Source organism: Paenibacillus sp. NRS-1781 (assembly GCF_050467745.1).
Lineage (GTDB): Bacteria > Bacillota > Bacilli > Paenibacillales > Paenibacillaceae > Paenibacillus > Paenibacillus terrae_A.
This window is the reverse complement of the sequence record NZ_JBITPI010000044.1, coordinates 271,960-297,863: the sequence shown is the minus strand read 5'-3', so window position 1 is coordinate 297,863 and position 25,904 is coordinate 271,960. Positions and strand designations below refer to the sequence as shown.

23 protein-coding genes and 3 pseudogenes are annotated in these 25,904 nt (G+C 46.1%); 9 read left to right on the top strand and 17 right to left on the bottom strand.

The window, feature by feature from the left end; genetic code table 11:
• Positions 1 to 154: 154 nt before the first annotated feature.
• Positions 155 to 922: a dioxygenase family protein gene (locus ACIFO6_RS17185; protein WP_430042225.1), complete on the bottom strand. Its 768-nt coding sequence runs from the start codon at positions 920 to 922 to the stop codon at positions 155 to 157.
• 296 nt (positions 923 to 1,218) lie between these two features.
• Between ACIFO6_RS17185 and ACIFO6_RS17180 the strand changes: the two genes are divergently transcribed.
• Positions 1,219 to 1,539, top strand: a complete 321-nt coding sequence (locus tag ACIFO6_RS17180; protein ID WP_430042222.1) for a hypothetical protein — start codon at positions 1,219 to 1,221, stop codon at positions 1,537 to 1,539.
• Between the two features lie 75 nt (positions 1,540 to 1,614).
• Here ACIFO6_RS17180 and ACIFO6_RS17175 read toward each other — a convergent pair whose 3' ends face one another.
• The 6 genes and pseudogenes from ACIFO6_RS17175 to ACIFO6_RS17150 all read right to left on the bottom strand — a co-directional run bounded on the left by ACIFO6_RS17175 (position 1,615) and on the right by ACIFO6_RS17150 (position 6,804).
• A complete protein-coding gene (locus ACIFO6_RS17175; protein ID WP_430042220.1) occupies positions 1,615 to 1,938 on the bottom strand; it encodes a winged helix-turn-helix transcriptional regulator in 324 nt (107 codons plus the stop codon).
• Positions 1,939 to 2,205: 267 nt separating this feature from the next.
• Positions 2,206 to 2,938: pseudogene (locus ACIFO6_RS17170) on the bottom strand (ThuA domain-containing protein).
• A 20-nt stretch (positions 2,939 to 2,958) separates the two neighbouring features.
• Complete coding sequence (locus ACIFO6_RS17165; RefSeq protein WP_430042218.1) at positions 2,959 to 3,927, bottom strand: sugar phosphate isomerase/epimerase family protein; 969 nt, start codon at positions 3,925 to 3,927, stop codon at positions 2,959 to 2,961.
• A 77-nt stretch (positions 3,928 to 4,004) separates the two neighbouring features.
• A complete protein-coding gene (locus ACIFO6_RS17160) occupies positions 4,005 to 5,087 on the bottom strand; it encodes a Gfo/Idh/MocA family protein (RefSeq protein WP_430042216.1) in 1,083 nt (360 codons plus the stop codon).
• Positions 5,080 to 5,847: a sugar phosphate isomerase/epimerase family protein gene (locus ACIFO6_RS17155; RefSeq protein WP_430042214.1), complete on the bottom strand. Its 768-nt coding sequence runs from the start codon at positions 5,845 to 5,847 to the stop codon at positions 5,080 to 5,082. Before ACIFO6_RS17155 ends, ACIFO6_RS17160 begins: the two co-directional genes overlap by 8 nt.
• An 18-nt stretch (positions 5,848 to 5,865) precedes the next feature.
• Positions 5,866 to 6,804: pseudogene (locus ACIFO6_RS17150) on the bottom strand (Gfo/Idh/MocA family protein).
• Positions 6,805 to 6,965: 161 nt separating this feature from the next.
• Here ACIFO6_RS17150 and ACIFO6_RS17145 point away from each other — a divergent pair.
• Positions 6,966 to 7,784 (top strand): AraC family transcriptional regulator, encoded by an 819-nt coding sequence (locus tag ACIFO6_RS17145; RefSeq protein WP_430042211.1) that lies wholly within the window; start codon positions 6,966 to 6,968, stop codon positions 7,782 to 7,784.
• 101 nt (positions 7,785 to 7,885) lie between these two features.
• On the opposite strand, the gene ACIFO6_RS17140 is transcribed toward ACIFO6_RS17145, so the two are convergent.
• The 5 genes from ACIFO6_RS17140 to ACIFO6_RS17120 all read right to left on the bottom strand — a co-directional run bounded on the left by ACIFO6_RS17140 (position 7,886) and on the right by ACIFO6_RS17120 (position 12,232).
• Positions 7,886 to 9,370, bottom strand: a complete 1,485-nt coding sequence (locus ACIFO6_RS17140; RefSeq protein WP_430042209.1) for an alpha-N-arabinofuranosidase — start codon at positions 9,368 to 9,370, stop codon at positions 7,886 to 7,888.
• A gap of 335 nt (positions 9,371 to 9,705) precedes the next feature.
• Positions 9,706 to 9,990, bottom strand: coding sequence for a hypothetical protein (locus ACIFO6_RS17135; RefSeq protein ID WP_430042247.1), 285 nt, complete (start codon positions 9,988 to 9,990; stop codon positions 9,706 to 9,708).
• Positions 9,991 to 10,045: 55 nt separating this feature from the next.
• Positions 10,046 to 10,366, bottom strand: a complete 321-nt coding sequence (locus ACIFO6_RS17130; protein ID WP_283652342.1) for a hypothetical protein — start codon at positions 10,364 to 10,366, stop codon at positions 10,046 to 10,048.
• A gap of 68 nt (positions 10,367 to 10,434) precedes the next feature.
• On the bottom strand, positions 10,435 to 11,379 hold the full coding sequence (locus ACIFO6_RS17125) for a Gfo/Idh/MocA family protein (protein ID WP_430042207.1): 945 nt from the start codon (positions 11,377 to 11,379) through the stop codon (positions 10,435 to 10,437).
• A 163-nt stretch (positions 11,380 to 11,542) separates the two neighbouring features.
• Positions 11,543 to 12,232 carry a TerC family protein gene (locus ACIFO6_RS17120; protein WP_430042205.1) on the bottom strand — a complete coding sequence of 230 codons (690 nt, stop codon included), beginning with the start codon at positions 12,230 to 12,232 and terminating at the stop codon, positions 11,543 to 11,545.
• A 353-nt stretch (positions 12,233 to 12,585) separates the two neighbouring features.
• Between ACIFO6_RS17120 and ACIFO6_RS17115 the strand changes: the two genes are divergently transcribed.
• Together ACIFO6_RS17115 and msrA are read left to right on the top strand one after the other, a co-directional pair.
• Complete coding sequence (locus tag ACIFO6_RS17115; RefSeq protein WP_430042203.1) at positions 12,586 to 13,203, top strand: TVP38/TMEM64 family protein; 618 nt, start codon at positions 12,586 to 12,588, stop codon at positions 13,201 to 13,203.
• A gap of 185 nt (positions 13,204 to 13,388) precedes the next feature.
• A complete protein-coding gene (msrA, locus tag ACIFO6_RS17110; RefSeq protein ID WP_430042201.1) occupies positions 13,389 to 14,360 on the top strand; it encodes a peptide-methionine (S)-S-oxide reductase MsrA in 972 nt (323 codons plus the stop codon).
• Positions 14,361 to 14,461: 101 nt separating this feature from the next.
• Here the strand turns inward: msrA and ACIFO6_RS17105 are convergent, their stop codons facing one another.
• The 3 genes from ACIFO6_RS17105 to ACIFO6_RS17095 all read right to left on the bottom strand — a co-directional run bounded on the left by ACIFO6_RS17105 (position 14,462) and on the right by ACIFO6_RS17095 (position 16,924).
• Positions 14,462 to 14,653: a lipid II flippase family protein gene (locus ACIFO6_RS17105; protein ID WP_430042199.1), complete on the bottom strand. Its 192-nt coding sequence runs from the start codon at positions 14,651 to 14,653 to the stop codon at positions 14,462 to 14,464.
• Positions 14,654 to 14,864: 211 nt separating this feature from the next.
• Positions 14,865 to 15,569: a YitT family protein gene (locus ACIFO6_RS17100; RefSeq protein WP_430042197.1), complete on the bottom strand. Its 705-nt coding sequence runs from the start codon at positions 15,567 to 15,569 to the stop codon at positions 14,865 to 14,867.
• Positions 15,570 to 16,033: 464 nt separating this feature from the next.
• Complete coding sequence (locus tag ACIFO6_RS17095) at positions 16,034 to 16,924, bottom strand: DMT family transporter (RefSeq protein WP_430042195.1); 891 nt, start codon at positions 16,922 to 16,924, stop codon at positions 16,034 to 16,036.
• A 133-nt stretch (positions 16,925 to 17,057) separates the two neighbouring features.
• On the opposite strand from ACIFO6_RS17095, the gene ACIFO6_RS17090 reads away from it, so the two are divergent.
• Complete coding sequence (locus ACIFO6_RS17090) at positions 17,058 to 17,465, top strand: hypothetical protein (protein ID WP_430042192.1); 408 nt, start codon at positions 17,058 to 17,060, stop codon at positions 17,463 to 17,465.
• Between the two features lie 6 nt (positions 17,466 to 17,471).
• On the opposite strand, the pseudogene ACIFO6_RS17085 reads toward ACIFO6_RS17090, so the two are convergent.
• Positions 17,472 to 17,949 (bottom strand): annotated as a pseudogene (locus ACIFO6_RS17085) (amidohydrolase family protein); the annotation flags it as partial.
• 45 nt (positions 17,950 to 17,994) lie between these two features.
• On the opposite strand from ACIFO6_RS17085, the gene ACIFO6_RS17080 reads away from it, so the two are divergent.
• From ACIFO6_RS17080 to ACIFO6_RS17070, 3 genes are read left to right on the top strand one after another with little or no spacing between them, the layout of a single operon-like run.
• On the top strand, positions 17,995 to 19,521 hold the full coding sequence (locus tag ACIFO6_RS17080; protein ID WP_430042189.1) for a spore germination protein: 1,527 nt from the start codon (positions 17,995 to 17,997) through the stop codon (positions 19,519 to 19,521).
• Positions 19,514 to 20,605: a GerAB/ArcD/ProY family transporter gene (locus ACIFO6_RS17075; RefSeq protein WP_430042186.1), complete on the top strand. Its 1,092-nt coding sequence runs from the start codon at positions 19,514 to 19,516 to the stop codon at positions 20,603 to 20,605. The genes ACIFO6_RS17080 and ACIFO6_RS17075 overlap by 8 nt, the downstream gene beginning before the upstream one ends.
• Positions 20,602 to 21,723, top strand: a complete 1,122-nt coding sequence (locus ACIFO6_RS17070) for a Ger(x)C family spore germination protein (RefSeq protein ID WP_430042184.1) — start codon at positions 20,602 to 20,604, stop codon at positions 21,721 to 21,723. The genes ACIFO6_RS17075 and ACIFO6_RS17070 overlap by 4 nt, the downstream gene beginning before the upstream one ends.
• A gap of 15 nt (positions 21,724 to 21,738) precedes the next feature.
• Here the strand turns inward: ACIFO6_RS17070 and ACIFO6_RS17065 are convergent, their stop codons facing one another.
• Positions 21,739 to 24,255 (bottom strand): transglycosylase domain-containing protein, encoded by a 2,517-nt coding sequence (locus tag ACIFO6_RS17065; protein WP_430042182.1) that lies wholly within the window; start codon positions 24,253 to 24,255, stop codon positions 21,739 to 21,741.
• Positions 24,256 to 24,471: 216 nt separating this feature from the next.
• On the opposite strand from ACIFO6_RS17065, the gene ACIFO6_RS17060 reads away from it, so the two are divergent.
• Complete coding sequence (locus ACIFO6_RS17060; protein ID WP_430042180.1) at positions 24,472 to 25,740, top strand: DNA polymerase IV; 1,269 nt, start codon at positions 24,472 to 24,474, stop codon at positions 25,738 to 25,740.
• Positions 25,741 to 25,904 lie beyond the last annotated feature (164 nt).

Genomic DNA, 25,904 nt, shown 5'->3' with positions numbered 1-25,904 from the left:
CGCCCATGCCGGGCGCACATGTAAAAGGGAGTGTTTTGAGCCATTTTGGCTATAAAACACTCCCTTAATCTTTTTGCTATCCCCCTAAAGGCGGACAGTGGCGGAGCGGTCCATTTGAATCTGAAGAAGCGAAGCGCCTAACATCCCGCCATTTTTAGAACTGAAAGCACAGATAACTTAAATTCCCCATCTCATAGCTCCTGTGGATGACCTTGGCCTTATCCGCCGGATCTCCACTCCCCATAGCAATAAACAACGGTACAAAATGTTCAGCTCTCGGCACCGCTTGACGAGCATATGGGGCTTGGCTTTCATAGCGATCCAAAGACTCCACATCTCCATTCTGTACATTTTCAATAATCCAGTCATCAAAATCAAGTGCCCAAGGCTCTGTTTTCGTTTCCCCCCACTTGACGATGCGCAGATTATGAACAGTTACACCACTGCCAATGACCAAAATATCCTGCTCACCCAACCCCCGCAGCACTTCACCGATAGCATATTGTGCTTTCGGCGATAGAAACGGATTCACGGAAATCTGGACTACCGGAATATCCGCCTCCGGATACATACGATGCAAAAGTGTCCAGGACCCATGATCCAGCCCTCGCACCCGGTCCGTTTGTACTTCAATCCCCTTTTGCTCATATAATTCCTTCAACTTGCCCGCCAGCTCCACCGAACCATGCGCTGGATATTTCACCGCATACAACTCCGGCGGGAACCCGCCAAAATCATAAATCGTATCGTAAACGTCGTCTATCGAACTCATTGTCAATACCTGTGTCTCCCAATGGGCGGTAAAGATAACAATAGCCTTCGGGCGAATACTCTTTCCAAGCTGCTCCAGAAAAGCAGTATATTCTGTCTGTTCAATAGCAAGCATAGGTGATCCGTGGGCTAAAAATAAAGATGGCATCATGTGAAAATCCCCTTATCTTTTTCAATTTATTTTTCTCAATAAGTAACTTTACGTAAGTAGTAATACATAAGTAACAAGGTTATGTCAATTCAGACTTTAACATATACTTAAAAAACGTCGCTTCCCTAAATAAAGATTGATATAGGTATAAAGTCATAGTAATATATAACTAATAAATTTAAATATTCACTATAACTCGATATAAAGGACTGGTTTCTATGGAGATACATACTGCTAATTGCCCAAAGTGTGGTTCTGTTTTCCGCCAAAATTTTAGAAACCTGTGCCATACTTGTATGCAAGAAGAAAATTTATTTTATGACCGCTGTTCCAATTATTTGTGGAAACATCCCACTACTCATACACGCCAGCTTAGTGAAGTAACCGATACACCTATGGATTTGCTCACAGACTGGGTGAGAGCAGGCAAGTTTCCCTCCACCTATAGCCAGCTTGATTATCCTTGCGAGTCTTGCCATTCCCCGATTTATGCGGGAAGGCTTTGCCATTCCTGCCTCGGTACGTTCCGTACAGCAGCGCTCGATATCCAGACCCGTATACCCCGTCGTACTGCGACAGAATTGTTTTCAATCGCAGGCCGCGACAAAGGTTATTAAGTATTACAAAATAAAAACAGCCTTTTCCTAGGAAAAGGCTGTTTTGCTATGAAAAACGTTTATTCGGCTTGGTACTCATCTAATCCATTCCTCGGCCCAATATTGAATCTGTTCCATTACCGGCTGAAGTGCACGGCCTTTGATTGTCAGCTCATATTCAATGCGAACAGGGGTTTCCGGGTATACATGACGTGTAAGAATGCCTTCATTCTCCAGATCCTTCATCCGCTCAGACAGCATTTTATCGCTCATTGTGGGAATCAGATTGGAAATATCCTTAAAACGTTTGGGACCGCTCATCATGGATTGAATAATGAGTCCGTTCCAACGCTTACCCAGACATGAAAAGGCACTTTCAAAACGCGGACACATTTTCGCAAGTTGCGGTTGACCCTCCATATTTCTCACCTTCTTTAGCATCTCGGTTTGATAAAGCTTTCCTTTTGTTAGTATATATCATTTTAGCATACTTTATCCCGAAAGAAAACACTTTCTTCTTAATTTAATACCTGATCCGATAAAGTTGCTATGACCAAAGCTGATTATACAACAAACCAGCATAAGAGGTATATGGCAAATACGTTAATTAAAAAACAGACGGAATCTCAAGAGATTTCGCCTGTCAGTTTGTTCAATATCAAGCTTATCGAAATCAATGAATGGCAATTATACCAATACCTCACCGAGAGGTCTAATAGGCTCTATTTTACCATATATCGGTCGGAACTATACCTCTCGGATAAGCCCATCGTATACTATTGGCAATGACCTTCAGAATATCGGACTGGTAATAGGTCGGATACGTCTCATGGCCCGGGCGAAAATAAAATATTTTACCACTGCCACGATGGAAGGTACAACCCGTTCTGAACACCTCTCCACCTTCAAAATTGCTGATAAAGACCAATTCATCTGGTGCCGGGATATCAAAAAACTCACCATACATCTCTTCGTGCTCCAACAGAATTTTAGCATCTATGCCCTCCGCAATAGGGTGTGACGGGTTTACGGACCAAATGATTTCCTGTTCGCCTGCCACTCTCCATTTCAGATTACAGCTTGTGCCCATCAGGGCTTTGAACGGCTTAGAAAAATGTCCCGAATGCAGCACGATCAAGCCCATGCCTTCGTGTACCCGCTTTACAACACGGGCTGTAACTTCATCACTCACCTGATCGTGTGCTTTATGCCCCCACCACAGAAGCACATCTGTGGAATTTAGGACTTTTTCTCCCAAACCATGCTGGGGATCGTCACGCAATGTAGCCGTTCGAATAGCGAATCCTTCGCTTGACAGCCCTTCAGCCAATGCCTTGTGTATCCCATCAGGATATACCTGTTTGGCTTCATAATTCAGCTTCTCGTTCAAAAACTCATTCCAAATGGTGACGTTAATCATCAACACTTCCCCCTATTAGGTTAGACCCACCACATCTCGCTCAGCGGCTCTTTAATAAGGACCTGGCGAAGATTGTGGACGGCTTTAGTAAAGCCTTCCTCAACGGACATCAGACCATCCTCGTGCTCAATACTCACTACATAATCGTAACCCACCAAGCGAAGAGCACTAATAATATCCGCCCAGGTTTTGATATCATGTCCATAGCCGACAGTACGGAACTGCCAAGCGCGATCCAGCATATTCGAGTAATCCTGCATATCGGTCAAACCGTATTTATTCACATTAATTGGGTCAATCGTCGTATCCTTGGCATGAAAATGGTGAATGGCTCCCTCTCGGCCCAGAATTTGAACCGCCTGTACCGGATCAATACCCTGCCACCACATGTGGCTCGGATCCAGATTGGCACCAATGACCTCCCCGACCGCTTCACGCAGACGAAGCAAAGTCGCTGGAGTATGAACGGAAAAGCCACCATGCAGCTCCAGCCCGATTTTGATGTGATGATCTGCTGCGAATTTTCCGGCTTCGCTCCAGTAAGGGATAATTTTATTTTCCCATTGCCATTTTAGCACTTCCTGAAAATCATTCGGCCACGGCGCAACAGGCCAGTTCGGATACTTCGCATCCTCATGATCACCCGGACAACCGGAAAAGGTGTTCACAACGGGAACTTCCAGCTTTTCTGCCAAACGAACTGTTTTAAGAAACGTCTCGTGATCGGCCTGTGCCAAATGCTTTTGTGGATGGAGTGGGTTGCCATGACAACTGAGTGCGCTAATGGTTAGTCCACGGGACTCTACTGCTTTTTTGAAGTTTTTGAGCGCTGTTTCGTTGTCCAGCAGTTCATCCGGCTTGCAGTGCTTATCGCCCGGGTTACCGCCTGTGCCGATTTCTACTGCATCCAGTCCTTGGGATGCTACATAGTCCAAAGCCTCTTCCAGTGAACGTCCGCCGAACAATACCATAAATACTCCAAGTTTCAAACGTAATCCCTCCTTTTATTATATGTGAAAGAAGCTGCTTATCTTATAATGATGGCCTATTCAGGTTGCTTGCGGGCTTAATCAAAGTAGACGGCTTTTCCTGTACGTGCCGATTCGTAGATAGCTTCTAAAATTTCAGTAACTACCAGCGCCTGTTCCGGCTTCACAAGCGGCTCTTTATCGTCCAGAATGGCTTCGATCCACAGACGGGCTTCGCGATCCGCTTCGTTTTCCGTTTCTCCGGAGTAAAAGGCTACACCGCCCGCATCCAGATCAATTTTCGTATCAAACAAGCGGCTGTTCTTCTCCCCGTTAATACGCAGACCGTCCTGCATATCGGCTCCGCCCTCAGTCCCGCATAACAGTGTCTTGGCTTCGCCAAATTCTACAACGTTCAGTGCCCAACTGGATTCCAATACAATAGTGGCCCCATTTTGCATGGTAATAAAACCAAAGGCAGAATCCTCCACCTTAAATTCCTCAGGGTTCCACGGTCCAAAGGCATTCGCCGCGTTTTTACGATCTCCGAGTTTATGGAAGGTTGAGCCCAGCACGCTTTTAGGCTTGTAATTATCCATCAGCCAGAGAGTCAGGTCGAGCGCATGCGTCCCAATATCAATAAGTGGACCGCCGCCCTGCTTATCCTCATCCAGAAATACTCCCCAAGTCGGAACCGCGCGGCGACGCAGAGCAATGGCTTTGCCTAGGTAAATCTCGCCAAGCTCTCCTTGCTCGACCAATTGTTTCAGGTACAAGCTGTCATTGCGATAACGGTTTTGATACGCAATGGACAGCTTTTTACCTGTACGGTTCGCAGCATCTAGCATTTCTCGAGCCTGCTTGGCGGTTTTGGCCATCGGCTTCTCGCACAGCACATGCTTACCTGCCTCAAGCGCAGCTACCGTAATTTCCGAGTGCGAGTCGTTGGGTGTACATACATGTACGACTTCAATGTCTTTATTTTCAAGCAGCTTACGGTAATCACTATAAACCTGAGAGCCTTCAACACCAAATTTTCCCGCCGCTTCCTCAGCCCGTTCTTGAATAATGTCACAGAAAGCAACGATCTCTGCACGCTTTTGCTTGGCAAGACTCGGCAAATGCTTGCCAGTAGCAATGCCCCCACAACCAATAATTCCGATTTTGAGTGTTTTAGACATGAATATTTCCTCCCTGAGCTGCGTATTGTTGGAGCCACTTAAAGCTGGTTTCAATGCTTTCGATTGGAGGATTCGAGCTGAAATCCTGTTCCACAACGACCCAATCCACGCCTGCCTGAATAGCGGCGTCTGTAATGGCCTGAAGCTGCACTTCTCCTTTGCCAAGCTCTACGGTAACTGCTTTGTGCTGCTCGTCACGTGCCATATCCTTTAAGTGAATGATAGGCAGGCGTCCGCGATAACGTCCGATGTATTCCACAGGATCATAGCCTCCGTAGTATACCCAACAAGTATCCATTTCGACCTGTAATAAATCAGCTGGAACAGCATCATATAACGCATCAAAAACCGGACGATCAGCGATTTTTTCCGTCAACTCAAAATCATGATTATGGTAAGCCAGAACTAGGCCATGTTCTTTCACTTTTTCACCAATACGATGGAAATTGGCAAAAATCTCATCCCACTGGCGCTGTTCTTCGGTTAAATAAGGAACGATCAGGTACTTGTTGCCTAATTCTTTGTGATAAGCGATCTCCTCATCCAAATGGTCCAGCAGGCAGGTATATTGAATATGAGTTCCAATAACTTCCAAACCCAACTCATCCAAAAGCGCTCTGACATCCTTGGCACTACGTCCGAAAAAGGCATGAAATTCAACCCCTTTATAGCCCAGCTCAGCTACCTTGCGCAACGTACCTTCAAAATCCTGTTCAAGTTCTTCCCTTACTGTGTACAATTGCAATCCTACTTTAGCCATTTCCCTTCACCTCTTCAATTAGGATGGATGAATCGTTATATCTGTTCCATGATACAAATCCTCGTCTGGCTCAAATGTACTTTCCAGCGTAATATGCTTACCTTCCAATGAGGAGCGCTGAAAAGCTTGCATAGCCTCTAATACATGATAGGCCAGTTCCACGTTAGCACGGTGGTTCTTTTCACTGCGAATGGCTCTCACCATCTCACCCGCACCTATTCCGCGTTCGTTCTTCCCACACTCAAATAAAGGTTCCACGAGTTCTGTGGTTTCCTCTCCAGATCGGTGAAGCTTGACATCTCCGTTAAAAAAGTTCGGATCAGGCAGGCTTAAGGTTCCTTCCGTACCATAAATCTCAATACGCGGCAGATCCGACGCCCCCTGAATGTCAAAGCTGGAAATGAGCGTTACAATGGTTCCGTTATGGAAATCCACATCGGACCGCCTCCGGCGGCATAGAAAAATTCCGGATCAGTATGCCACCATTCGGGACCTCTGCCCATAAAGAAGCAGTAGCGGCTACGGGCTGGCCAATCATTCCATTTTGTATGGCATAGCGTGCAGTCTGAATACCTGCACCAAGAAATGTATCCGGGGCACAGCCGACACGCAAGTTTTTTGCCTTGGCTAAATCCAGAACTCGTTTGCCATCCTCCAAGGAAACCGCCAAAGGCTTTTCACTGTACACATGCTTGCCTGCCTCCAGTATCGCATATCCGTTAGTGCATGGCTGCCAGGCACGGTCAGATTAAAAACAAGCTCAATCTCGGGCTGACGAAGCAATTCATCTACTTTGTATGCGTTTTCAGTGTTAAATTCATTGGCCCTCGCTTTGGCCCTTTCCTCCAATAAATCAGCCACGGCCACCACTTCGATAAGCGGACTGTTTTGGAGATTTTCAAGGTATACCGCACTAATGTTACCGCAGCCTATAATGCCGGCCTTCATTCGTTTCACTTCGTCACCCCCCTGGCCTCCAACATGTTCTGTATTCTGCTATAAGCCTTACAGACACAATAGTATTCTATTTCCGTTTCGTTTAAAATGAATAATATGATTAAAACATGAACAATCTGGTCAATATTTGAAGCAGCCATATGCCCAAAGGAGTCATCATCATGTCTATCGTCGAGCCTTGTCAGGTTCTTACCGCAGGCTATTCCTTCCATCGCAAGCCCTTTTATTCGAACCAGCCTGATGGGATCAAAAATTATTTGTTTCGTTTACAAACAGACGGACGCTGCCAGGCCCGCATTAACGGGGAAATGACACGGATTGAGGCGGGTGACCTGCTGCTATTCAATCCGACCGAGCCTTACGAGCTGGACATTCACAGTGAGTTAAATCCCATGGGGGAACAGGTCGTGGAGAGCGGAGATTATCACATTTTTTTTGGAGGCTCCTGGGTAGATGAGTGGTGGCACCATCACAAACGGCCCAACCGCATCAAGGTCCAGCTTACCGAAGCACTGCTTGGCCTATTTCGGCAGCTTGTGATGGAGCAGCGGCGTATTTCTAATCCTTATCCGGAAATATCAAGCTATTACATGCGTATTCTTTGCCTGGAGTTTGACCGTATGCTGTCCGAGTATCCGACTTCCACCCATCATAGTTATCTCGCTTATCAGATTAAAAACTATATTGAAGAAAATGCTTCTTCCAATTTTAAGCTGGATGACGTGTCCTCACACATCGGCATCAGCGTATCCAGAGCTGTACATCTGTTCAAGGAAACATTTAATACGAGTATTATGCAGTACACACTGGATATCAGGCTCAACATGGCGAGGGAGCGCATTATTTTCAGTCCCATGTCTTTGGAACAGGCAGCCGAATCGTCCGGTTTTGCAAACTATACGTATTTTCACCGCGTATTTCGTTCCCGCTTCGGCATGTCGCCCAAGGAATTCAGAGGGATTCACCGCGAGCAATTGTAGTATTGGTAAAAATAAAACCTTGAGAGAGCCTTTCTTGGCTCCATCAAGGTTTTGTTTTGTTCCGATTTCCAAGTCATACTTCTTCTGAGTCTACAAAATATCTACAGTGCAATCGTCAGCATCACTACTGACATTGGTGGCAGTGTAACATCCAAGCTCTGATCTTGCTGCTGGAAGGACGTGAAAGTTTCCGTTTTCACATGCTCCGGCTGATCAAATGTATTGTGTGCCTGCATATCGTCACTGGCGAGAACAACGCCGCTAATTTGCTTAACGTTTTCCAGCCCTCTCAGCTCCAGATTCAAGGAAGCCGCCTCGCCCGGATGGACGTTGCACAAACTCACATGAATAGTTCCGTCCTGCGCCTTGGAAGCGGACACACTCACCTGTGGAATGGAATGCCCATCATATTCATAATTGCCTACGGTTTCATGGGTGGCCAGCGCTTGTGCATCCTGATGCACCTTGAACATTTCAAATACATGGTATGTCGGCGTCAGTAGCATAGCAGGTCCTTCGGTCAGAACCATAGCCTGCAAAACGTTGACCATTTGAGCAATATTCGTCATTTGTACACGGTCATGATGATCGTGGAAAATGTGCAGGTGCAGTCCGGCTACCAGCGCATCACGCATCGTATTTTGCTGATACAGGAAGCCCGGATTGGTACCCGGCTCGGTCAGAAACCAGGTTCCCCATTCATCGACAATCAGTCCGACCCGTTTACCAGGATCATATTGGTCCATAATAGCAGAATGGCGTGTAATCAATTCATCCATACGTAATGATTTTTTCATCGTCTCAAACCATTCCGCTTCATCAAAACCGAGTGCTTGCCGTTTCGCTTCCCAGGTACCCGGGACCGTGTAGTTATGCAGACTCAAGCCATCCATAAGATGCCCAGCTTCACGCATCAGCACTTCGGTCCAACGATAATCGTCCACATTGGCCCCGCCCGCAATCCGGTAGATACGGTTATCACCATAGTTGCGGACATACGTCTGATAACGACGATACAGATCGGCATAATATTCTGGACGCATGTTACCGCCACAGCCCCAGTTTTCGTTACCCACGCCAAAATATTTAAGCTTCCATGGCTGCTCACGCCCGTTTTCCTGCCGCCATGCGGCCATAGGGGATTCCCCGTCAAAGGTCATGTACTCTACCCACTCCGACATCTCCTGCACCGTACCACTGCCAACATTCCCGCAAATATAAGGCTCAGCGTCTAACAGCTCACACAGCTGAAAAAACTCATGGGTGCCAAAATGATTATTTTCAACCACACCACCCCAGTGTGTATTGACCATTCTTTTGCGATTTTCCTTCGGTCCGATGCCGTCCTTCCAATGGTATTCATCGGCAAAACAGCCACCTGGCCAGCGCAACACAGGAATATTCAGCTTTTTGAGCGCTTCTACCACATCATTGCGAATCCCGTCCGTATTTGGAATCGGGGAATCCTGTCCAACCCACAAACCTTCATAGATACATCGTCCAAGATGCTCGGCAAATTGTCCGTAAATATTTTTATTAATAACGCCTTGCTCCAAATCTGTATGCACAACAATAGAACCCTTCATGACAAGCCCTCCTCAAAAATAGTAAAGTTCATTAGACTATACATTTCAATGATTGCGCTTTCATAAAATTAAAAAATATGGCGTATACCTGATTCTCTTTTCCATCTCAACGTTTACAATCATGCAATGTAACAGCTTAGATAGTTAATGTAAATATTAATAATTAAACAAAAATATTTTACATGTTTAATATATTTTATTGCCTTCTATTTGTCAATCGTTAACCCATAGCTCCACCCAAACCAAAAAGTCTGCCCTCAAGGCAGACCATGGTATGTCCACTTTAGCTCGTGATCACAGAAACAGCCGCATGTTCAGTGGAGTCTGAGCCTACTTCATTTCAAGGATGTCCCTTGCCAGCGAGAACCGCTATAGCCGGGACAATTTTGATTGACTGCCAGAGCGCGTACACGGACAATACTTCCGCTGATGCTGCACGTATGCCCACCCATTAACTCATCACATTGCGAACAAGCTAACAGTCTGGCCTCGTACACATCATCGGTCACACATTCCATTCCGGGCCTCATGTTGTTTATAATTCTGGTAATTTGCTCTTCCGAAATAGCGATGTCCCTTTCACACCCTTTACAGGTGTTTGGTGCGGTTATACCTTCCATCATCGGCTTACCCTCTCTTTCAAACAACGTCCTGAGTACATACGGCTGGAGGACCTTATTTCCGTTCCGGCGGGAGCTGGGCAGCCGCTTCAGATACGACCATCGCCAAGTCCTCATTTCCGAACATGGACAGCACTCCTAATACTGTGTCTAGTGGAATATCTCCCGCTTCTTCACGCGATACGGTCAGCTTGCGCACTCGCAGCAGACGCTCATTGCTGTCCTGCTGCGGATAAGCTGCATGATACAGCTCCTCTGGCTCCAGCCCGTGATTGATGCACCATTGCGCAAACACAAGGATCATCATATCCTCTTCCTGCTTATAATTTTCGATGATAGCCTCTTCTAACTGTTTACCGCGGTTGTGCTCTTCCATTCGTTCATTTCTCCTTCAATCTATTTCTCGATGTCTCGACTGCCTTGATGGCTGTCGTTCCTTCTGTATTAGTCATTCAAACGGCTAACGAGTTCGTCCGCCAACATATGACTTTCCAGCACCCTGCCAGCACGCACACTGCACTCCTCTGGACGATGAATGTGCTCCAGAAAATGATTTACCACTCCAGTGAATCCCCGTCTTTCCAGAATCGTGTCCCAGCTTCCGAATGATTGTGAAAATGAGGGTTTATTTTTATGCAAAAAAATAACCTGTTCCATATTGATCACCTCGACGGAACGACCTGCCCCATGCAGCTCCAGCCTCTCCATGTCAGCCCCTGCCTGTCTGTTCATACTGTAGCTACCAGAGGCATTTCCCAAACGTACCGACCCGAATGCAGCGTTCATATATCCTTCACTCGTCGTGTCCAGACTGCTATGCAGCAGCTCATAATCATCGCCACCCAGCCACAATAGCAGATCGAGCATATGAATCAGATCATCATAAACCGTCTGTGCCGCAGGTCTCTGATCATATCCAGTCCGATGCTTGATCGCCGCGCATTGGCTGAAGCCTCCTGCTTCCTCCAGCCACGCTTTAGCAGCTACATAATGCGGGGCAAAACGTCGGTTAAAGCCGACCGCCAGCAGCACAGCCTGTGCCTCCGCAAACGCGGTCATTTCCAGATTTTTACGCACATCATAGGACAGCGGTTTATCCACATACACCGCAACACCTTTTTCAATACACGCCATAACCAGATCAAAATGGGCTTCGGTCGCAGCATGTATGAATACAGCCTCCGGCTCCCATGCCAGCATTTCCTTCACATCCGTCGTTCCTCTCGGCAGCCTGTATTGCTCCATAATGGAACTAACCGGCTCCTGCGAACGGTTCATGAAACCTACAATATCTACACCTTCGTGCGCAGTCAGCAGCGGCAAATACACTTTGCGGGCAATACCGCCCAGACCTGCAATAGCCACTCTTGTTTTCGTTTGCTTATTCATATCATACCCACCTCTGATGACTCATTTCTTCTGTTGTCTAGTTTACATGGAAGTCCGCTGACAAGCAAAGAAAAGAGGCTGCCCCCGATCCAGTTAGACCTGACGGGACAGCCTCTATGCATGAGCGTCCAGCTTCAGCTACGATGATTTCAGTGTGCTTAGCTTAGGCGTGCAGCGCTTGTTTTCTTGTTTTTTCACTTTTTATTTTTTTAACACGCATTCCAATGGCTACGACCAGAACAACGACTAGAACTTCAAATCCGTATTTGACGACCCCATTCGTGAACCAATGTGCAATCAGCGGCTCGGCCACTACCATTTTGGCAGCAGTATAGGCCAGTACAGCAGCTCCAATTGTAATGACCATCGGAAAACGTTCGGTCAGCTTCAAGATAATTGTACTGCCCCATACCATAATCGGAACGGAAATCGCCAGTCCCAAAATAACAAGCAACATATTTCCATGAGCTGCTCCCGCAACGGCAAGTACATTGTCGAGCCCCATCATGGTGTCAGCAATAATAATGGTACGAATCGCGGCCCACATTTGATTGGTTGCAGAGATTTCATGTTTTTTCTCCTCAATCAGCAGCTTGTAAGCGATGTAGATGAGCGCAAGCCCCCCGATTAAACGCAAGCCGTAAATTTCCAGTAAGTACGTGACGAGCAAAGTAGCGATAACACGAATGACAACCGCGCCGACCGTCCCCCAAATAATGACCTTTTTTTGATTGGCCTTCTCGACATTACGGGCCGCCAGACCAATCACAATCGCATTGTCACCAGCCAGCACCAAATCAATGATAATGATTGACAATAGTGCGGTTAAAAACTCGATTGACAAAAAATCCATACGTTTCTCCCACCTTCTTTATTTATTTGTTATACTGTACTTAGTTCTGCGCTTTATACTAAAAAAGCGCCATTTCACGGAATCCGGAAACGGCGCTTGACCCAAACTTAGCATCAAAAAAAGACCATTACCCGGATTCCAAAAATCCTGGCAAAGGTCTTGCTTACAACATTACGTTGCCAATAAAGCCGGGGATTTAAAAAATCCCGTAATGACGACTTTACTCGTTGAGCTACTCCCCTTTGGGAACTATTCTATTAATCGCAGTATAGCACACATTTTTGGGAATGTGAACCCTGTTTTTTTTCTGTATAAGCGACAAGCCGAACAGGGATATTGAAAGAGGTATGTAAATGAAAAAATGGCTACTCGCCGCAGCTTATGTTTCGCTGCTCTGCATCGCGTTTATCTACAGATATGATTGGCTCGCCTGGGCGAACAAGCAAACCTCCTTTCCAGTTCTGCTGCTGCTCGCGTTTCTATTCGCGTTAATTCCATTTGTGCCTTACAAGCTGATCATCGCTTCCATTGCTTATGCAGCAGGTGCCTGGCAAGGCGCACTTATCTGCTGGCTCGGCACTACATTGGCTGCGTTCGTGGTTTACGGGTCGGTACTTACCCTCTTCCGTGACAAAGGACGGGCTTATCTGGAGCGAATTCCAGCGTTGGAGCGCTTGAACCGGGTTATGGAGCGAGAGCCTTTTGCTGCTGTGCTGCTGGCCCGCCTGATTCCGATCATCCCGCAGGCAGCTGTGAATGTATATGCCGGGGTCGCAGGCTTTCCGTTCTGGAGCTTTATGCTGGGTACCGCGATTGGCAAGCTTCCTGCAATTGCGGTATACGCTTATGCAGGCGGGACCATCGCCGAACGTCCGGTCACTGGCTTGCTCATTTTGCTGCTGTATACAGCACTAGTGGGCGGTGGCTTTGTGCTTTACCGCAAAAAGATTCAACGTGTTAATAAATCATAGCTTCTGTGAGCCTGCCGCTAGATCAGTAAGGATGAAGGTGGGCGGTGGCTTTTAGTCCAAAGAAATTTGCAAAGCTGGTTTGTTTCTGTCGTTCCATTGGATTTTGCGAACATGTCGTATATAATTTAATTGTAAGCTATTTAAATAACAACTAATTGAAACTTTCTCAGAATGGAGTGACAAATATGAGCACCAACAATCCAAACACCGTGGAGAAGGCAACTTTTGCAGGCGGCTGCTTCTGGTGCATGGTTTCCCCCTTCGAGGAACTGCCCGGCATTTTAAAGGTTCGATCCGGTTACACAGGAGGACATACGGAAAATCCAACCTATGAGGAGGTATGTTCCGAAACAACGGGGCATGTAGAAGCTGTACAGATTACATTTGATCCGCAAGTCTTCCCATATGAAAAATTGTTAGAGCTGTTCTGGCAACAGATTGATCCGACGGATGAAGGTGGACAATTCCACGATAGAGGTTCATCCTACCAAACAGCTATTTTCTATCATAACGAAGAACAAAGAATCAAGGCAGAGGCTTCTAAAAAAGCGCTTGGTGAAAGCGGCCGTTTTGACAAGCCTATTGCTACACCGATTCTGCCTGCGGCAACCTTTTATGAAGCGGAAGAATATCATCAAGACTATCATAAGAAGAATCCCGCCCATTACAAGCGTTACCGCAAAGGCTCCGGACGTGAAGATTTTATTGAGCAAAATTGGTCGGACAAAATCGACAAGTCTGATCTTAAAGATCGGCTGACGCCTATTCAATACGAAGTAACACAAAAAAACGCGACCGAGCGCCCTTTTCAAAATGAGTTTTGGGACCATAAGGGTGAAGGCATCTATGTGGATATTGTTTCGGGAGAGCCTTTGTTCAGCTCGCTCGACAAATATGATGCAGGTTGCGGTTGGCCCAGCTTTACTCGCCCGCTGCGCAGCTATAACGTCAAAGAAAAAAGCGACCTCAGCCACTTTATGATTCGTACCGAGGTCCGTAGTCGCGAAGCGGATTCCCATTTGGGACACGTATTTGATGATGGCCCAGGTCCTGATGGCCTGCGCTATTGTATTAATTCCGCTGCGCTCCGTTTTGTGCCTCAAGAAGACTTGGAACGTGAAGGCTATGGAGCCTATAAATCATTATTTGAAAAGTAAGTAGACTTCAAAAACATTTAAGGCTGGCCCAGAAATCATCCTTCGCAGATGGCTACGGGTCAGCCTTTTTTTGAATTAAACTGGTGAATTCAGTTTCCGGCTCAGCCCATAATCCATCCAAGCCAGATTGCGAGCGGCACCAATAGCAATTGTGCAAGCAAGGTACCTCCCAGACGCGAAATGATCATCCAGCCGAGGCGCGTGAAACCAACAGCAGCATTCCCGCAACGGTTAAAGCCAATCCAATTCGTCGCGCTCGCAAACCGCCAAGCCGGAGGGCGTAGGACAAGCATTAGAAGGACATAACAAGCCTGCTTCGACCTTTAAGCACAAAAATAAAGCGGTGGACGAGACTCAAAAATGAGTAGACTGCCAGCAGATTTCGGCGATATTTATGACCGGAACGAACGTATTCATTCTACTTTAAAGCCTTCCTGGCCAAGCCTAGATACATCGAAAGGGTGTCACGTAGGAAGATTTCTCTCCTGACGTAACACCCTTTCCTTATTGACGAAGGCTGTGGACGACCGGCACTGTTTTGGCAACTACCTTTTGGACTGGAATAGCCGCAGGCAGCACCTTTTTCACAGGTCGGTGTAGTTGGAACGTTGTCGTCCATGTAATTATTTTTCCGGCGAGCCACACAGCCAGTATGGTAAACATTGTTTCCTTCACAGGCAGATACAACAGCGATAATCCCAATACAATGATGTCACTGACGATAAACACGTTACCGATTTTCCATCCGCGCCACTGGCTGATCAGCAGGGACAAAATATCATCGCCCCCGGTTGCTCCACCAAATCGCAATACGATTCCGGCACCCAAGCCTGTAAGCACTCCGCAAAGCAGAGCCGCTACCAGCAAGTTGCCGTGCAGATCTATAACCAACGTCGAATACTTTTCAAATCCTGCATAAAACAGGGAAAAGGCGACCGCCCCGATCAATGCCAGCAGCATGAATCTTCTGCCCTTCAGTACCCAGGCCAGCAATATGACAGGGATATCAAGCAGTAGCATACTCCAAGCCGGAGACACGCCAAATGCGTAATGTCCCAGCAGGGCCAAGCCTGCAAATCCGCCTTCTGACAAATGATTTTGAGCATTGATGTGATAATACGTAAAAGCTAAAATGCATGTTCCGAGCAGCATGACAGCAATCTGCCTTAATGCTCCATTGTTCACGATAGATTCGTAAGTTTTCCTCATACAGGCTCCCTCGGTTTCTCGTAAGTTTGATGTGGATGAACCCACTCTTACGGAAGCTACCGGGTAAGATGTGCCTGGAGGACTTGGTCCTTCGCATGTACAATCCCCTCTTCCGCAGAGTTGGCTTTCGCAACTTGACGTTACTCCGCGGAAAAGCTAAGTATAAGACAGATCAAATCGTTTCCAAATCGTCCTTTGGGGAAGTATCCTTCGGGGACACATGGTATCCTGATCCTTTCTTTTGTGGAATAAAACTCCGACATTTCTGTGGTACATGTAATTCTATTATTTATTATACCACACCTTACCACCTGCTAAACAGCTTGCTTTTTATGCTGCACCATATTTTTATTTTATGCGTGAGCATGCTTTATTGTATGTGCGAATAACCGCATTATACCGAAGGTTTGGCGGATGCACATACAATGTGCTTATGGCATGGTTTATGCAGGTTTTCAGTGATACTACCTGGCTAATTTGGCTGTTCTGCTTTGGTTGGCCATAAACACCCCTCCGAGTATAAGGAGCAGCCCGGTCAGAACGTTCCAGCCGATGTGTTCATTTAGAAGCAAAAATCCCCATACAATAGCGCTCACCGGTACAAAATAAGTCACCGAGGAGGCAAATTCCGGACTTCCCCGCAAAATCATATAATTGAACAAAATATACGCTACTCCCGATCCCAAAACCCCCAGCCCTATAAGGGAACCCAACACACCAGGGATGAAGACGACCGACAGATCAGGTCGATCCACCATTGCCGTCATGATGCCGCCCCCTACCATCGCACCTAATAGTGTCGCAAAGGTTGCCTGATACATCGACAGATTGGATAAAAACCGCTTGGACAACTGCGTTCCGAAGCCATAGCAGAGAGTCGCAAGCAGCATACATCCAAAGCCGACGGGGTCGACAGAAATAATGGATACAGGATTAATACCCAGTAAAATAACGATTCCTACAAAAGCGAGACCCATTCCAAACCATTGCATTCGATAAAAGATAGCTCCGAAAAAGACAATTCCGACCAACATGGTCCAGATTGGCGTGGTAGCATTCAATACGGAAGCCATGCTGCTGGCAATTCTGGTCTCGCTAAAACTAATCAAGGCCCATGGCAACACCATGTTCACCAGAGCTACGAGAATAACCGATTTCCATGGAATACTTCTGAATACAAATGGCTTGCGCATAAGCAGCATCAACAAAACAATAAACACGAGACCAAAGCTGGAACGAAGAAATACAATAGTCCAAGGTCCTACGTGATGGAGCAATAATACCTTGATAAACAAAAACGATCCACCCCAAATGAGGCTTAGCAGCAGTAGCGCCGCATATAACGAGCGTGACAATATGTATACCTTCTTTCCAATAATTGATGATTGCTTTGGCAAAGGAATAATTTCTATGATGAGGTATAAAAAGAACATTTGTTCTGTATGCTGATTATAATTGTATTCCTGCTATGAGTAAAGGAGATTTCTTATGAAAAAGATACTGGACAACAAGAATAAGGCCCCACTGCCTTCCGAGGAAGACGCAAGGCTGATCAAAACTTGTGTACTTCTGACCCTCGTGCTGGATGTGCTGGAACGGGACATTCGCATTCTGAATGCCTCTGCCTTAAAAATGCCCGATCTATACGTTCGCAGCCTGGCCGGGGTGCAACAGCGTGTAGCTGTTCAATTAGCGGAGACAAAGGTGCGAATGAAACGGCAGGGAGTTAAAATATACAAGGAAACCCGGAATCACGAAGGCGTGGAGGTTCTGTATGTATGCCGTGGCTACCAAAAGCGATTTTTCACGCTTTCCTCCTTTGCACGCAGCGAGGTTCGACGAGAATTGGGACATTATTTAGGAATTGATGTGACCCAAAGCCACTCGACTGTATAGTCTCGTTTACAATCCTTGTACGGTGCGTTTTCCGCGTACCGTTGCTTGTGCGAGCACCTCTTTCTCGTCTATTGTTAGCAACTGTCTTCCGCGCATTAGCACACGCCCATTCACAATGGTCGTATTAACATCCGCGCCGTTTACACTGCTCTATCTGGTGTATTGACTGTAAATGCGGCTTTTGCATATCTATCAGAATGATATCTGCCTTTTCCCCACCTCAAGCGTGCCGATTTCGTGCTCAAGGTTTAGCAGATTGGCTCCATTGACTGTAAGCCATATGCAGCGTCTGCGCAGCAGTTGGATGGCCTGTGCTTAGCTTTTGCAGCCATGCTTTTTGTTCATCTGTCAGATGATGCAGGGCATAACTGCTGACTACAAGGTCAAAGGTCCCGTCCATATAAGGAATCGACATCAGATTTCCCAGCCTCACCTCTACCTGCGGGAATTTACTCCGGCAGCGCTTGAGCATTTCATTCGATTGACGTGAGGTGAAACATGATGCGGGATATAGATAGGTCGCCAGATCATGGATAAATCCAATCCATTTGGCACACATTATGCTTATCTCATCCAAAAAGAAGGTGTTTTCTTGACTGGACATAACCCAGCTTCCTTTGAACTGAACAAGAATATTTCCTTTATCGAGCAAGCCCTTTTTTATACGGATGATTTAAAAAAACAGGCTATTTCGGTTGACGGGAAAGATGGCATTCTTCTTTATATAGACTCACTCGTGGATCAGGAGATCATTCAGACGCATATTCTGGCCACATTATATAAGATAACCGATTCTGGCCCTCATCAAATGTTTACCACCCTGAACAGCCAAAAGGACACCAACCTCCGAAATGCCGCTGATTCGCTTATTGAGGGATACTCCATTTTAATGGTGGATGGCACAGAAGAATTTTATATCCTTTCCTCGGAAAAAACATACGCCCGTAGTACGGATGAGCCGGAGAACGAGGGAATTATCCGCGGGCCGCACAATGGATTTATTGAGCAGTTGTCCGTCAATCTGAATCTTATTCGCAAACAAATCATCAGCACATCGCTGATTGTGCGCTACTTTTATGTCGGATCTAAAACCCGGACCAAAGTCGCTATCATGTATATGCAAGACTTGGCCAATCCTGAGCTAGTGGAGGAAGTGGAAAAAAGAATACAAGCCATCTCCTCCGATCTGGTACTGCCTCCCGGTTTTATTCAGGAATTCACGGAGGACAATCCCTTTTCCCTGTTCCCTCAGCAACTCAGCACAGAACGTCCAGATCGGGTAGCCGCTAATTTAATGGAAGGACGAGTAACTATTTTGGCCGAAGGGAGTCCTACTGCCTTAATCGCTCCCGTCTCCTTTTTTGCATTTTATCAAAGCCCAGATGATTATAACGGTCGCTGGATTATTAGTTCCTTTCTGAGAATGATCCGAATGATGAGCTTTCTAATTGCTTTTACACTGCCCGCTATTTACATTGCAACGATTTCCTTTCACTCAGCCATTCTGCCACTGGAGCTGGCACATACGATCAAAAAATCGCTGGAAAATGTTCCGTTTCCCGCCATTGTGGAGGCGATGTTGCTTGAAGTGATCTTTGAGGTGCTACGGGAAGCCGGGATTCGTCTGCCCAGCCGAGTGGGCCAAACAATAGGCATCGTTGGCGGTCTGGTTATCGGGGATGCTATCGTTCGAGCAGGTCTCGTGTCATACACCATGATTATTGTCGTTTCGTTAACAGCTATCTCTTCTTTTTTGGTACCTTCCCATGAAATGAGCTCAGCTGTCCGCATTCTCCGTTTTCCAATGATGATTGCTGCAGCCTTGTTCGGATATATTGGCATTGCCTTCGGAATGCTTATTCTCCTTATTCACCTTTGTAAGCTGGAAACATTTGGTTTTCCTTATTTTGCTCCTCTGGCTCCTTTCCGGCTTGGCGATATGAAGGATGTTTTTATTCGCTTTCCCATTTGGACACTACAACAGCGGCCGCATGATTCCCGACCCCAAAAAATGAAGCAGCAGAACTACTCTAGGAGCTGGAAACGTCGTGAATAAAGAAAGTACAATTACACAGGGTCAATTGTTTTTTTTGATTATCAAGTTTGAGATTGGCGTGGATATTCTATCACTTCCTTATCAGATGCATTTGTCATCCAAGGGAGGGGGCTGGATATCCGTCATTATTGGAGGCATTTTGATCCAGCTTATCATTTTAATGTGCTGGCTCCTGTTAAGACGTTTTCCCTCCTCCTCCATTTACCAAATCCTCACTCGGATTACTGGTTCCTGGATGGGTAAAATTTTGACGGTGGCTTACATTATGTACTACTTGCTTATGGGAACTTCGGTTCTTGTGAGCGCCTATGACGTCATTAATCGCTGGATGCTGCAAAAAACCCCGCGTTGGGCTATATTGGCTCTGATTCTGTTCAGCAGCATCTATCTAGTTCGCGAAAATTTGAGGACAATTGCCCGAGTGCTTGTTTTGATCTCCTTCCTGATCGTACCGATGATGTTTTTAATCAGTTATGGAATAAAACAGGCCAATCTGCTCTATCTGCTGCCTTTGACTGAGGCTGGATGGCCTCATATTATTATAGGTTCCAAAGAAACACTTTTAGCCATGTTCGGCTTTGAATTCATCCTCGTGGTCTTTCCCATGGTCGAGGGCAACAGTAAAGGGAAGCTCAAGTCGCTCCTGCTAGCTAACGGAGTCGTGGTTCTATTGTATGGTTTCACCATATTAACCTGTACAAGTGTGTTTAGTCCCCAGCAGCTTGATTTGATGCCGGAGCCTGTCATTTACCTGCTCAGATCTATTCCGCTAGGAACGATGGACCGGGTTGATTTTATTTTCCTGCCCATCTGGTTAATTTCAATCTTTGGCTCCATAAGCGGTTATTATTATGCAGCGTCCTATGGACTAGGCTATTTGTTCAAGCAGAAAAACCACAAACAAGCCGTTCCTTTCGTAGTATTCGTCTCATGCATTATTGCCTGCATCCCTCAAAAAAGAGAGGATTTTGACCTCTTCGGTACAATTGCCAACAATTCGGCTTATTTTTTCCTGATTGCACTACCTCTGTTGTTGCTGATTGTATCGTATATATTCAACAAAAAGGAGGAGCCCGGAACATGAAAAAAAAGAGGAGAGCACTTGGTATGCTGGCTCTACTCATTTTTATGACTGGCTGCTGGGATCAGGACAGCTTGAAGGATGCCCGGCTGGCAAATGCTTCGGCCTACGATCTTACTCCAGAAGGCATATTGCTGCAAACACTCGAAATTGTAGACGACTCTGGAAATAACCAAGGGAAAAGCACCAATGAAATTCATTCAGGCACCGGAAATTCCGTTCGGCAAAGTACAGACAAAATTCGAGCCAAAGTAACAGGGGATATCCGTTACTTTAAATATGGGGTTACTTTGTATGGCACAAGTTTGGCCCAAAAAGATTTGTATCCATATCTGGATGTCCTGTATCGGGAGCCGGATCATCCAACCTCACATGTAAAGGTAGCTATAGTAGAAGGATCAGCTGGAGAATTAATGAACAAGAAAAGTGTAGGCAGCCTCTTAATCGGCGAATTTATAACGAAAAAAATCCGAAGCCTGGAGGAAATGTGCATATTTCCCGAAGTGACGCTAGAAACACTGCTTCCCCCTATGCTTGATCCAGGGCAGGACTTTGTTCTCCCCTATCTCTCCAAAGATGGAGAAGACATCGTAGCACGAGGGATTGCCTTGTTTCACGGACAAAGATTTACAGGAACCCTTAACGACGAGCAAGGGGTGCTTTATGTCCTGATGACCGGGAAATGGAAGGACACAGCGCGTTTTGTAAAAAGGGTTCACTCGGGACCTGCTAGTGATTTGCAAAACTTTATTACCTATCAGGCTCATATTCGGAACATCAAACGCCAGCTTATAGTGAAAGTTGGACGCGATGGTCAAATTGATGTGTACCTCAACCTGAAGCTCCCTGTCGATGTTGTTGAATACTCGCGGGATCATCTTCAGGATAAGAATAATGTCATGCGCCTGAACCGTCAGCTTTCGGAAATCATGACCCAGGATGCGGAAGAAATTATCCGTACGCTTCAAAAAAGCGGTTGTGATGCCTTTGGCATCGGCAGACAATTGATTGCCCATCACCCGACCTTGTGGAAAAATATGGAGTGGAATGAAGAGTACCCTAATGTTCGTTTTCACCCACAGATCACCGTTAATATTGTTGGGAACGGCATTTTGAATTAGGCCGCTCCCTTTTGTTTAGTTTTTCGGCTGATCAGGTGTTTCGTTATGAATAGCTTCGCTGGGTTTATGTTCTGGAGCTTCATTTTGGGTTACTGGTTCAGAAGGAGCCTCCTGCTTATTTTCAACAGATGGCTGTGAACTATCTGCTGGTGGCAAATCATTACTCTCACCATTCGTATCTATTTCTGTGTCAGGATCAGAAGGTACTGTTTCTTCTGGTAGAATCTCCTTCTGATCCGTTGCAGGTTCTTGTTTCTCCGGAGTTGCTTTATCCTTTGTATCCGATTTGGACGGTACGGCAGGTATGGATGAACGTGTTCGTTGCTCCCTCCCAACTTCCGTTGGCACGTATTTTTGGTTAAACCAGTCTGTCACAAGTTGACCGGATTGACGGGAATAACTTCCCGGCAGCTTACCTGTAAGGCTGGAGACCGTAACTTTTACAACACCTTCCGGCTGTGTAAAATGCTTATTTTTGAAAAGCTGGGGCTGATCCTTGACCGCCTTGTTCATGATAAGCGCCCACACCGATTGTGCTCTGGAGTGCCCTTCTTGAGATAGTGTATTAACCTGTTGACGGTAACCTGCCCAGACGCCGAGTGTAACATCCGGGGTATATCCCATGAACCATACATCGCCAAAATTTTGTGTCGTACCGGTCTTGCCAGCAATATCAATGGTACCATAGCTTTTAAAAGCATTTTGCATACGTTTGCCTGTACCCCTAGGGTCCGATATAACCGTTTTGAGCATATCTGTCATCAAAAACGCGGTTTGCCTGGAATATACACGCTTCGCCTGCGGTTTGAATTGATATACGATCTTGCCGTCGGCATCCGTAATTTTACTGATCAAATGGGGTTCATTGTATACGCCCATGTTGGGAATCGTACCATATGCCGCTGTCAGTTCCTTGACAGATACTCCCTTACTCAGCCCACCCAGAACGCCTGTCTGAGCATGTTCATCCTGCGGCTGAATCGTTGTAATCCCAAGGGAACGTACAAAATTCCAGGCGTTTGGAATTTTAACTTCATATAAAAACAACCTCAGCGCAGGAATGTTGATCGACCGATTGAGTGCTTCACGGGCTGTCATCAGTCCTTCGTACCGTCTGTTATAATTTTTAGGGATATGATAGCCTTTACGTCCGTCTTTCAATACAATTTGCGAATCATCAATAAGACCAGCAGGCTGAGTGTAGCCTTTTTCCAAAGCAGGCAAATAAGCTGCAATAGGCTTCATGGCAGAACCGGGCTGACGCGTCATCTGGGTTGCATAGTTCATTTGCTCAGTATTAAAGTCCCTGCCCTCGATCATGCCGAGTATAGCCCCCGTTTTATGATCAATCATGATGGCAGCAATTTGTTCTAGTCCCTTCTGCTTACTGTATGGAGAAAAGTTTTGCGGATTGGCTGCAATCTGTCTCATATCGTTATAAACTTTCTTATTTATCGTTGTATAAATCCGATAACCGGACCGTTGCAGCTCTTCCCGTGTATTTTGAAGGAGTTCAGCATGCTCAGGTTTGGAAATCTCGGCTGTTGTAATATCCGGATTTTCCTGGAGTGCCAACAACCGAGCGGCCTCCCGCTCCGTCTCCAGCATCAAATAAGGGAATGTATTGTAGCTTTTCTCGCGATGTGGTGCAAGAGTAGCTTTAATATCAAAATGAAGTCCCTCATTATATTCCGTTCGTGTGATTTTACCTGTTGCCAGCATTCTTCCCAGCACGACATGCTGGCGCTCGATAGCTTTGTTGAAGCCTTCTTCATCAAACTTCCCTTTACCGTCAAAAGCTGAATAAACAGATGGCAATTGTGGAAGACCGGCCAAATAAGCCGCTTGAGCAACATGAAGCTTATGTAGATCACTTACATTAAAAATCCCTAATGAAGCCGACTTGATCCCATACAAATTGTAGCCTGCGGAGCCATTGCCAAACGGCATTTTGTTTAAGTATGCCGTTAATATTTTATCCTTGCTCATAAAACGCTCCATACGCAGTGCAAGCAGCATTTCCTTTACCTTGCGGCTGTCCGTCTTATCCAGACTGAGGAAAACTCGCCGGGCTACCTGCTGTGTCAGTGTGCTGCCGCCTGTTTGGCGATTTTCGTTTAGAAGCTTCTGTTTGATGGCGCGAGCCGTCCCTTTTAGATCAACACCCTGATGCTCATAAAATTGGCTGTCTTCTGTTGAAATAAGGGCATCTACGATGGATTGGGGAACATTCTGCAGATCCACGAGCTGCCGATCCTCCTCCATGCGCATTCGTCCAACCGGGGTTACCTGGTCATTAAAAAATACAAAGCTGGTCAGAGCGTTCTCGTTTACCTTTTCATATATCAACTGGCGTGATCGTACAGGTTCATCATGAACCAGCGCTGCCACATAACCGGATATAAGACCTCCCGCAAATAGGACTCCAAGTACGCCCGCTAGCGAGAACCACTTGATATTAATCAGCAAAACTCTGCCAAAAATACGCCACCTGCTGCGTTTTTGAGATGATGGTCGACGTTTTGGGTTCATAAAAATGGTTTTCTCCCCTCAATATGCATTCATTTCCACATGCTTTCGTTCACGATAATATGATACGCCATGTTAGGTTTTTCGTAAACTATAACGTTCCAGAAAATACATTTGGATTAAGAACACTTGTTCTGTATATAATACTACTATATGAATTTACATTCAAGAATATTTTGGAAAGACGATCAGCATACATCTGGAGAGGGGGTTGTGACATTGAACAAACGCGGAAAAAAAACTATATTTTTAGCAGACTGCCAAAGCTTTTATACCAGTATTGAGAAGGCCGACAATCCCGAATACCAGCATAAGCCGCTAGTTGTTGCTGGTGACCCTTCGCTGCGTTCAGGCATTATCTTGGCTGCGTGTCCACTTGCTAAAAAATACGGTATATCTACAGCAGAGCGTCTGGGGGAAGCGATAAAAAAATGTCCTGACCTTACCATTGTACGCCCACGCATGCAGCATTATATCGACGTCTCATTAAAAATAACAGAAATGTATAACGAGTATACGGATTTGGTTGAGGTTTTCAGTATTGATGAGCAGTTTTTAGACATAACCGGAAGCCTCTCCCTGTTCGGAGATCCGGTGAGTATCGCAAGTGAAATTCAACAAAAAGTAATGGCACAGACAGGGGTATGGATTCGCATCGGCATCAGTTCCAATAAAATGCTGGCTAAAATGGCGACAGATATATGGGCCAAGAAGAACGAAAGCGGCATTTTTGTCCTTCCTCCATCCGATATTGCAGCGCTGCTGTGGTCTCAGCCGGTTCGCAGTATGTTCGGTATTGGCTCGCGTATGGAACGGCATTTGGAGAGGCTTGGACTGCACACCATTGGAGACGTCGCACGCACTCCCTTGCCCCGGCTTCAGGACAAATTCCGGTCTCATTTTGGCAAGCAGTCAGATATTCAGGCAGAGGTTTTATGGCGAACTGCTAACGGAATCGATCACAGTCCGGTCAAGCCGGAAACATTGGATACGCCCCCAAAATCCATCGGTCATATGATGACCCTGCCCCGGGATTATGTCCAGTCTGCGGAGGTGGAGACTATCCTGCTTGAGTTGACAGAAGAGGTATGCCGGGACTCCCGCCGCAAAGGATATATGGGCTGGGTTGTGACCGTTCATTGTATATGCAGTCCGCACGAGGCACCGACTGGGTTTTCCCGCCAGATAAAGCTGCCCAATCCTACAAACCGTACCGAAAAGATATATGAAACCGCAAAAAAAATCTTTTATACCTTTTGGAACCATATGCCTGTGAAGCGCGTGGGTGTCACCTTAAGTGGCTTGATGGATGATCAGCTGTATCAGTTGGATTTTTTTGAAGATCAGGAGCGCTCCCGAGCTTTGGAAAAAGTAACAGACACTTTAAAGGATCGGTATGGTCAGGCGATCATCATGCGTGCATCATCGTTAACAAACGCGGGGCAGGCTCTGGAGCGATCCGTCAAAATTGGCGGTCATTATAAATAAAATCTCTCCATTAACACACAGACTATTCCCCGGGGAATTAAATACGAGCGAAGGCTACGGAATACTATGCTTAACAGAGAATAATCGAGAAATAGAGGAGCAAGCAAAAAAGGACCGCCTGACATCAGGCAATCCTTTTTCCAGCTTGGATGAGCATCTAGCAT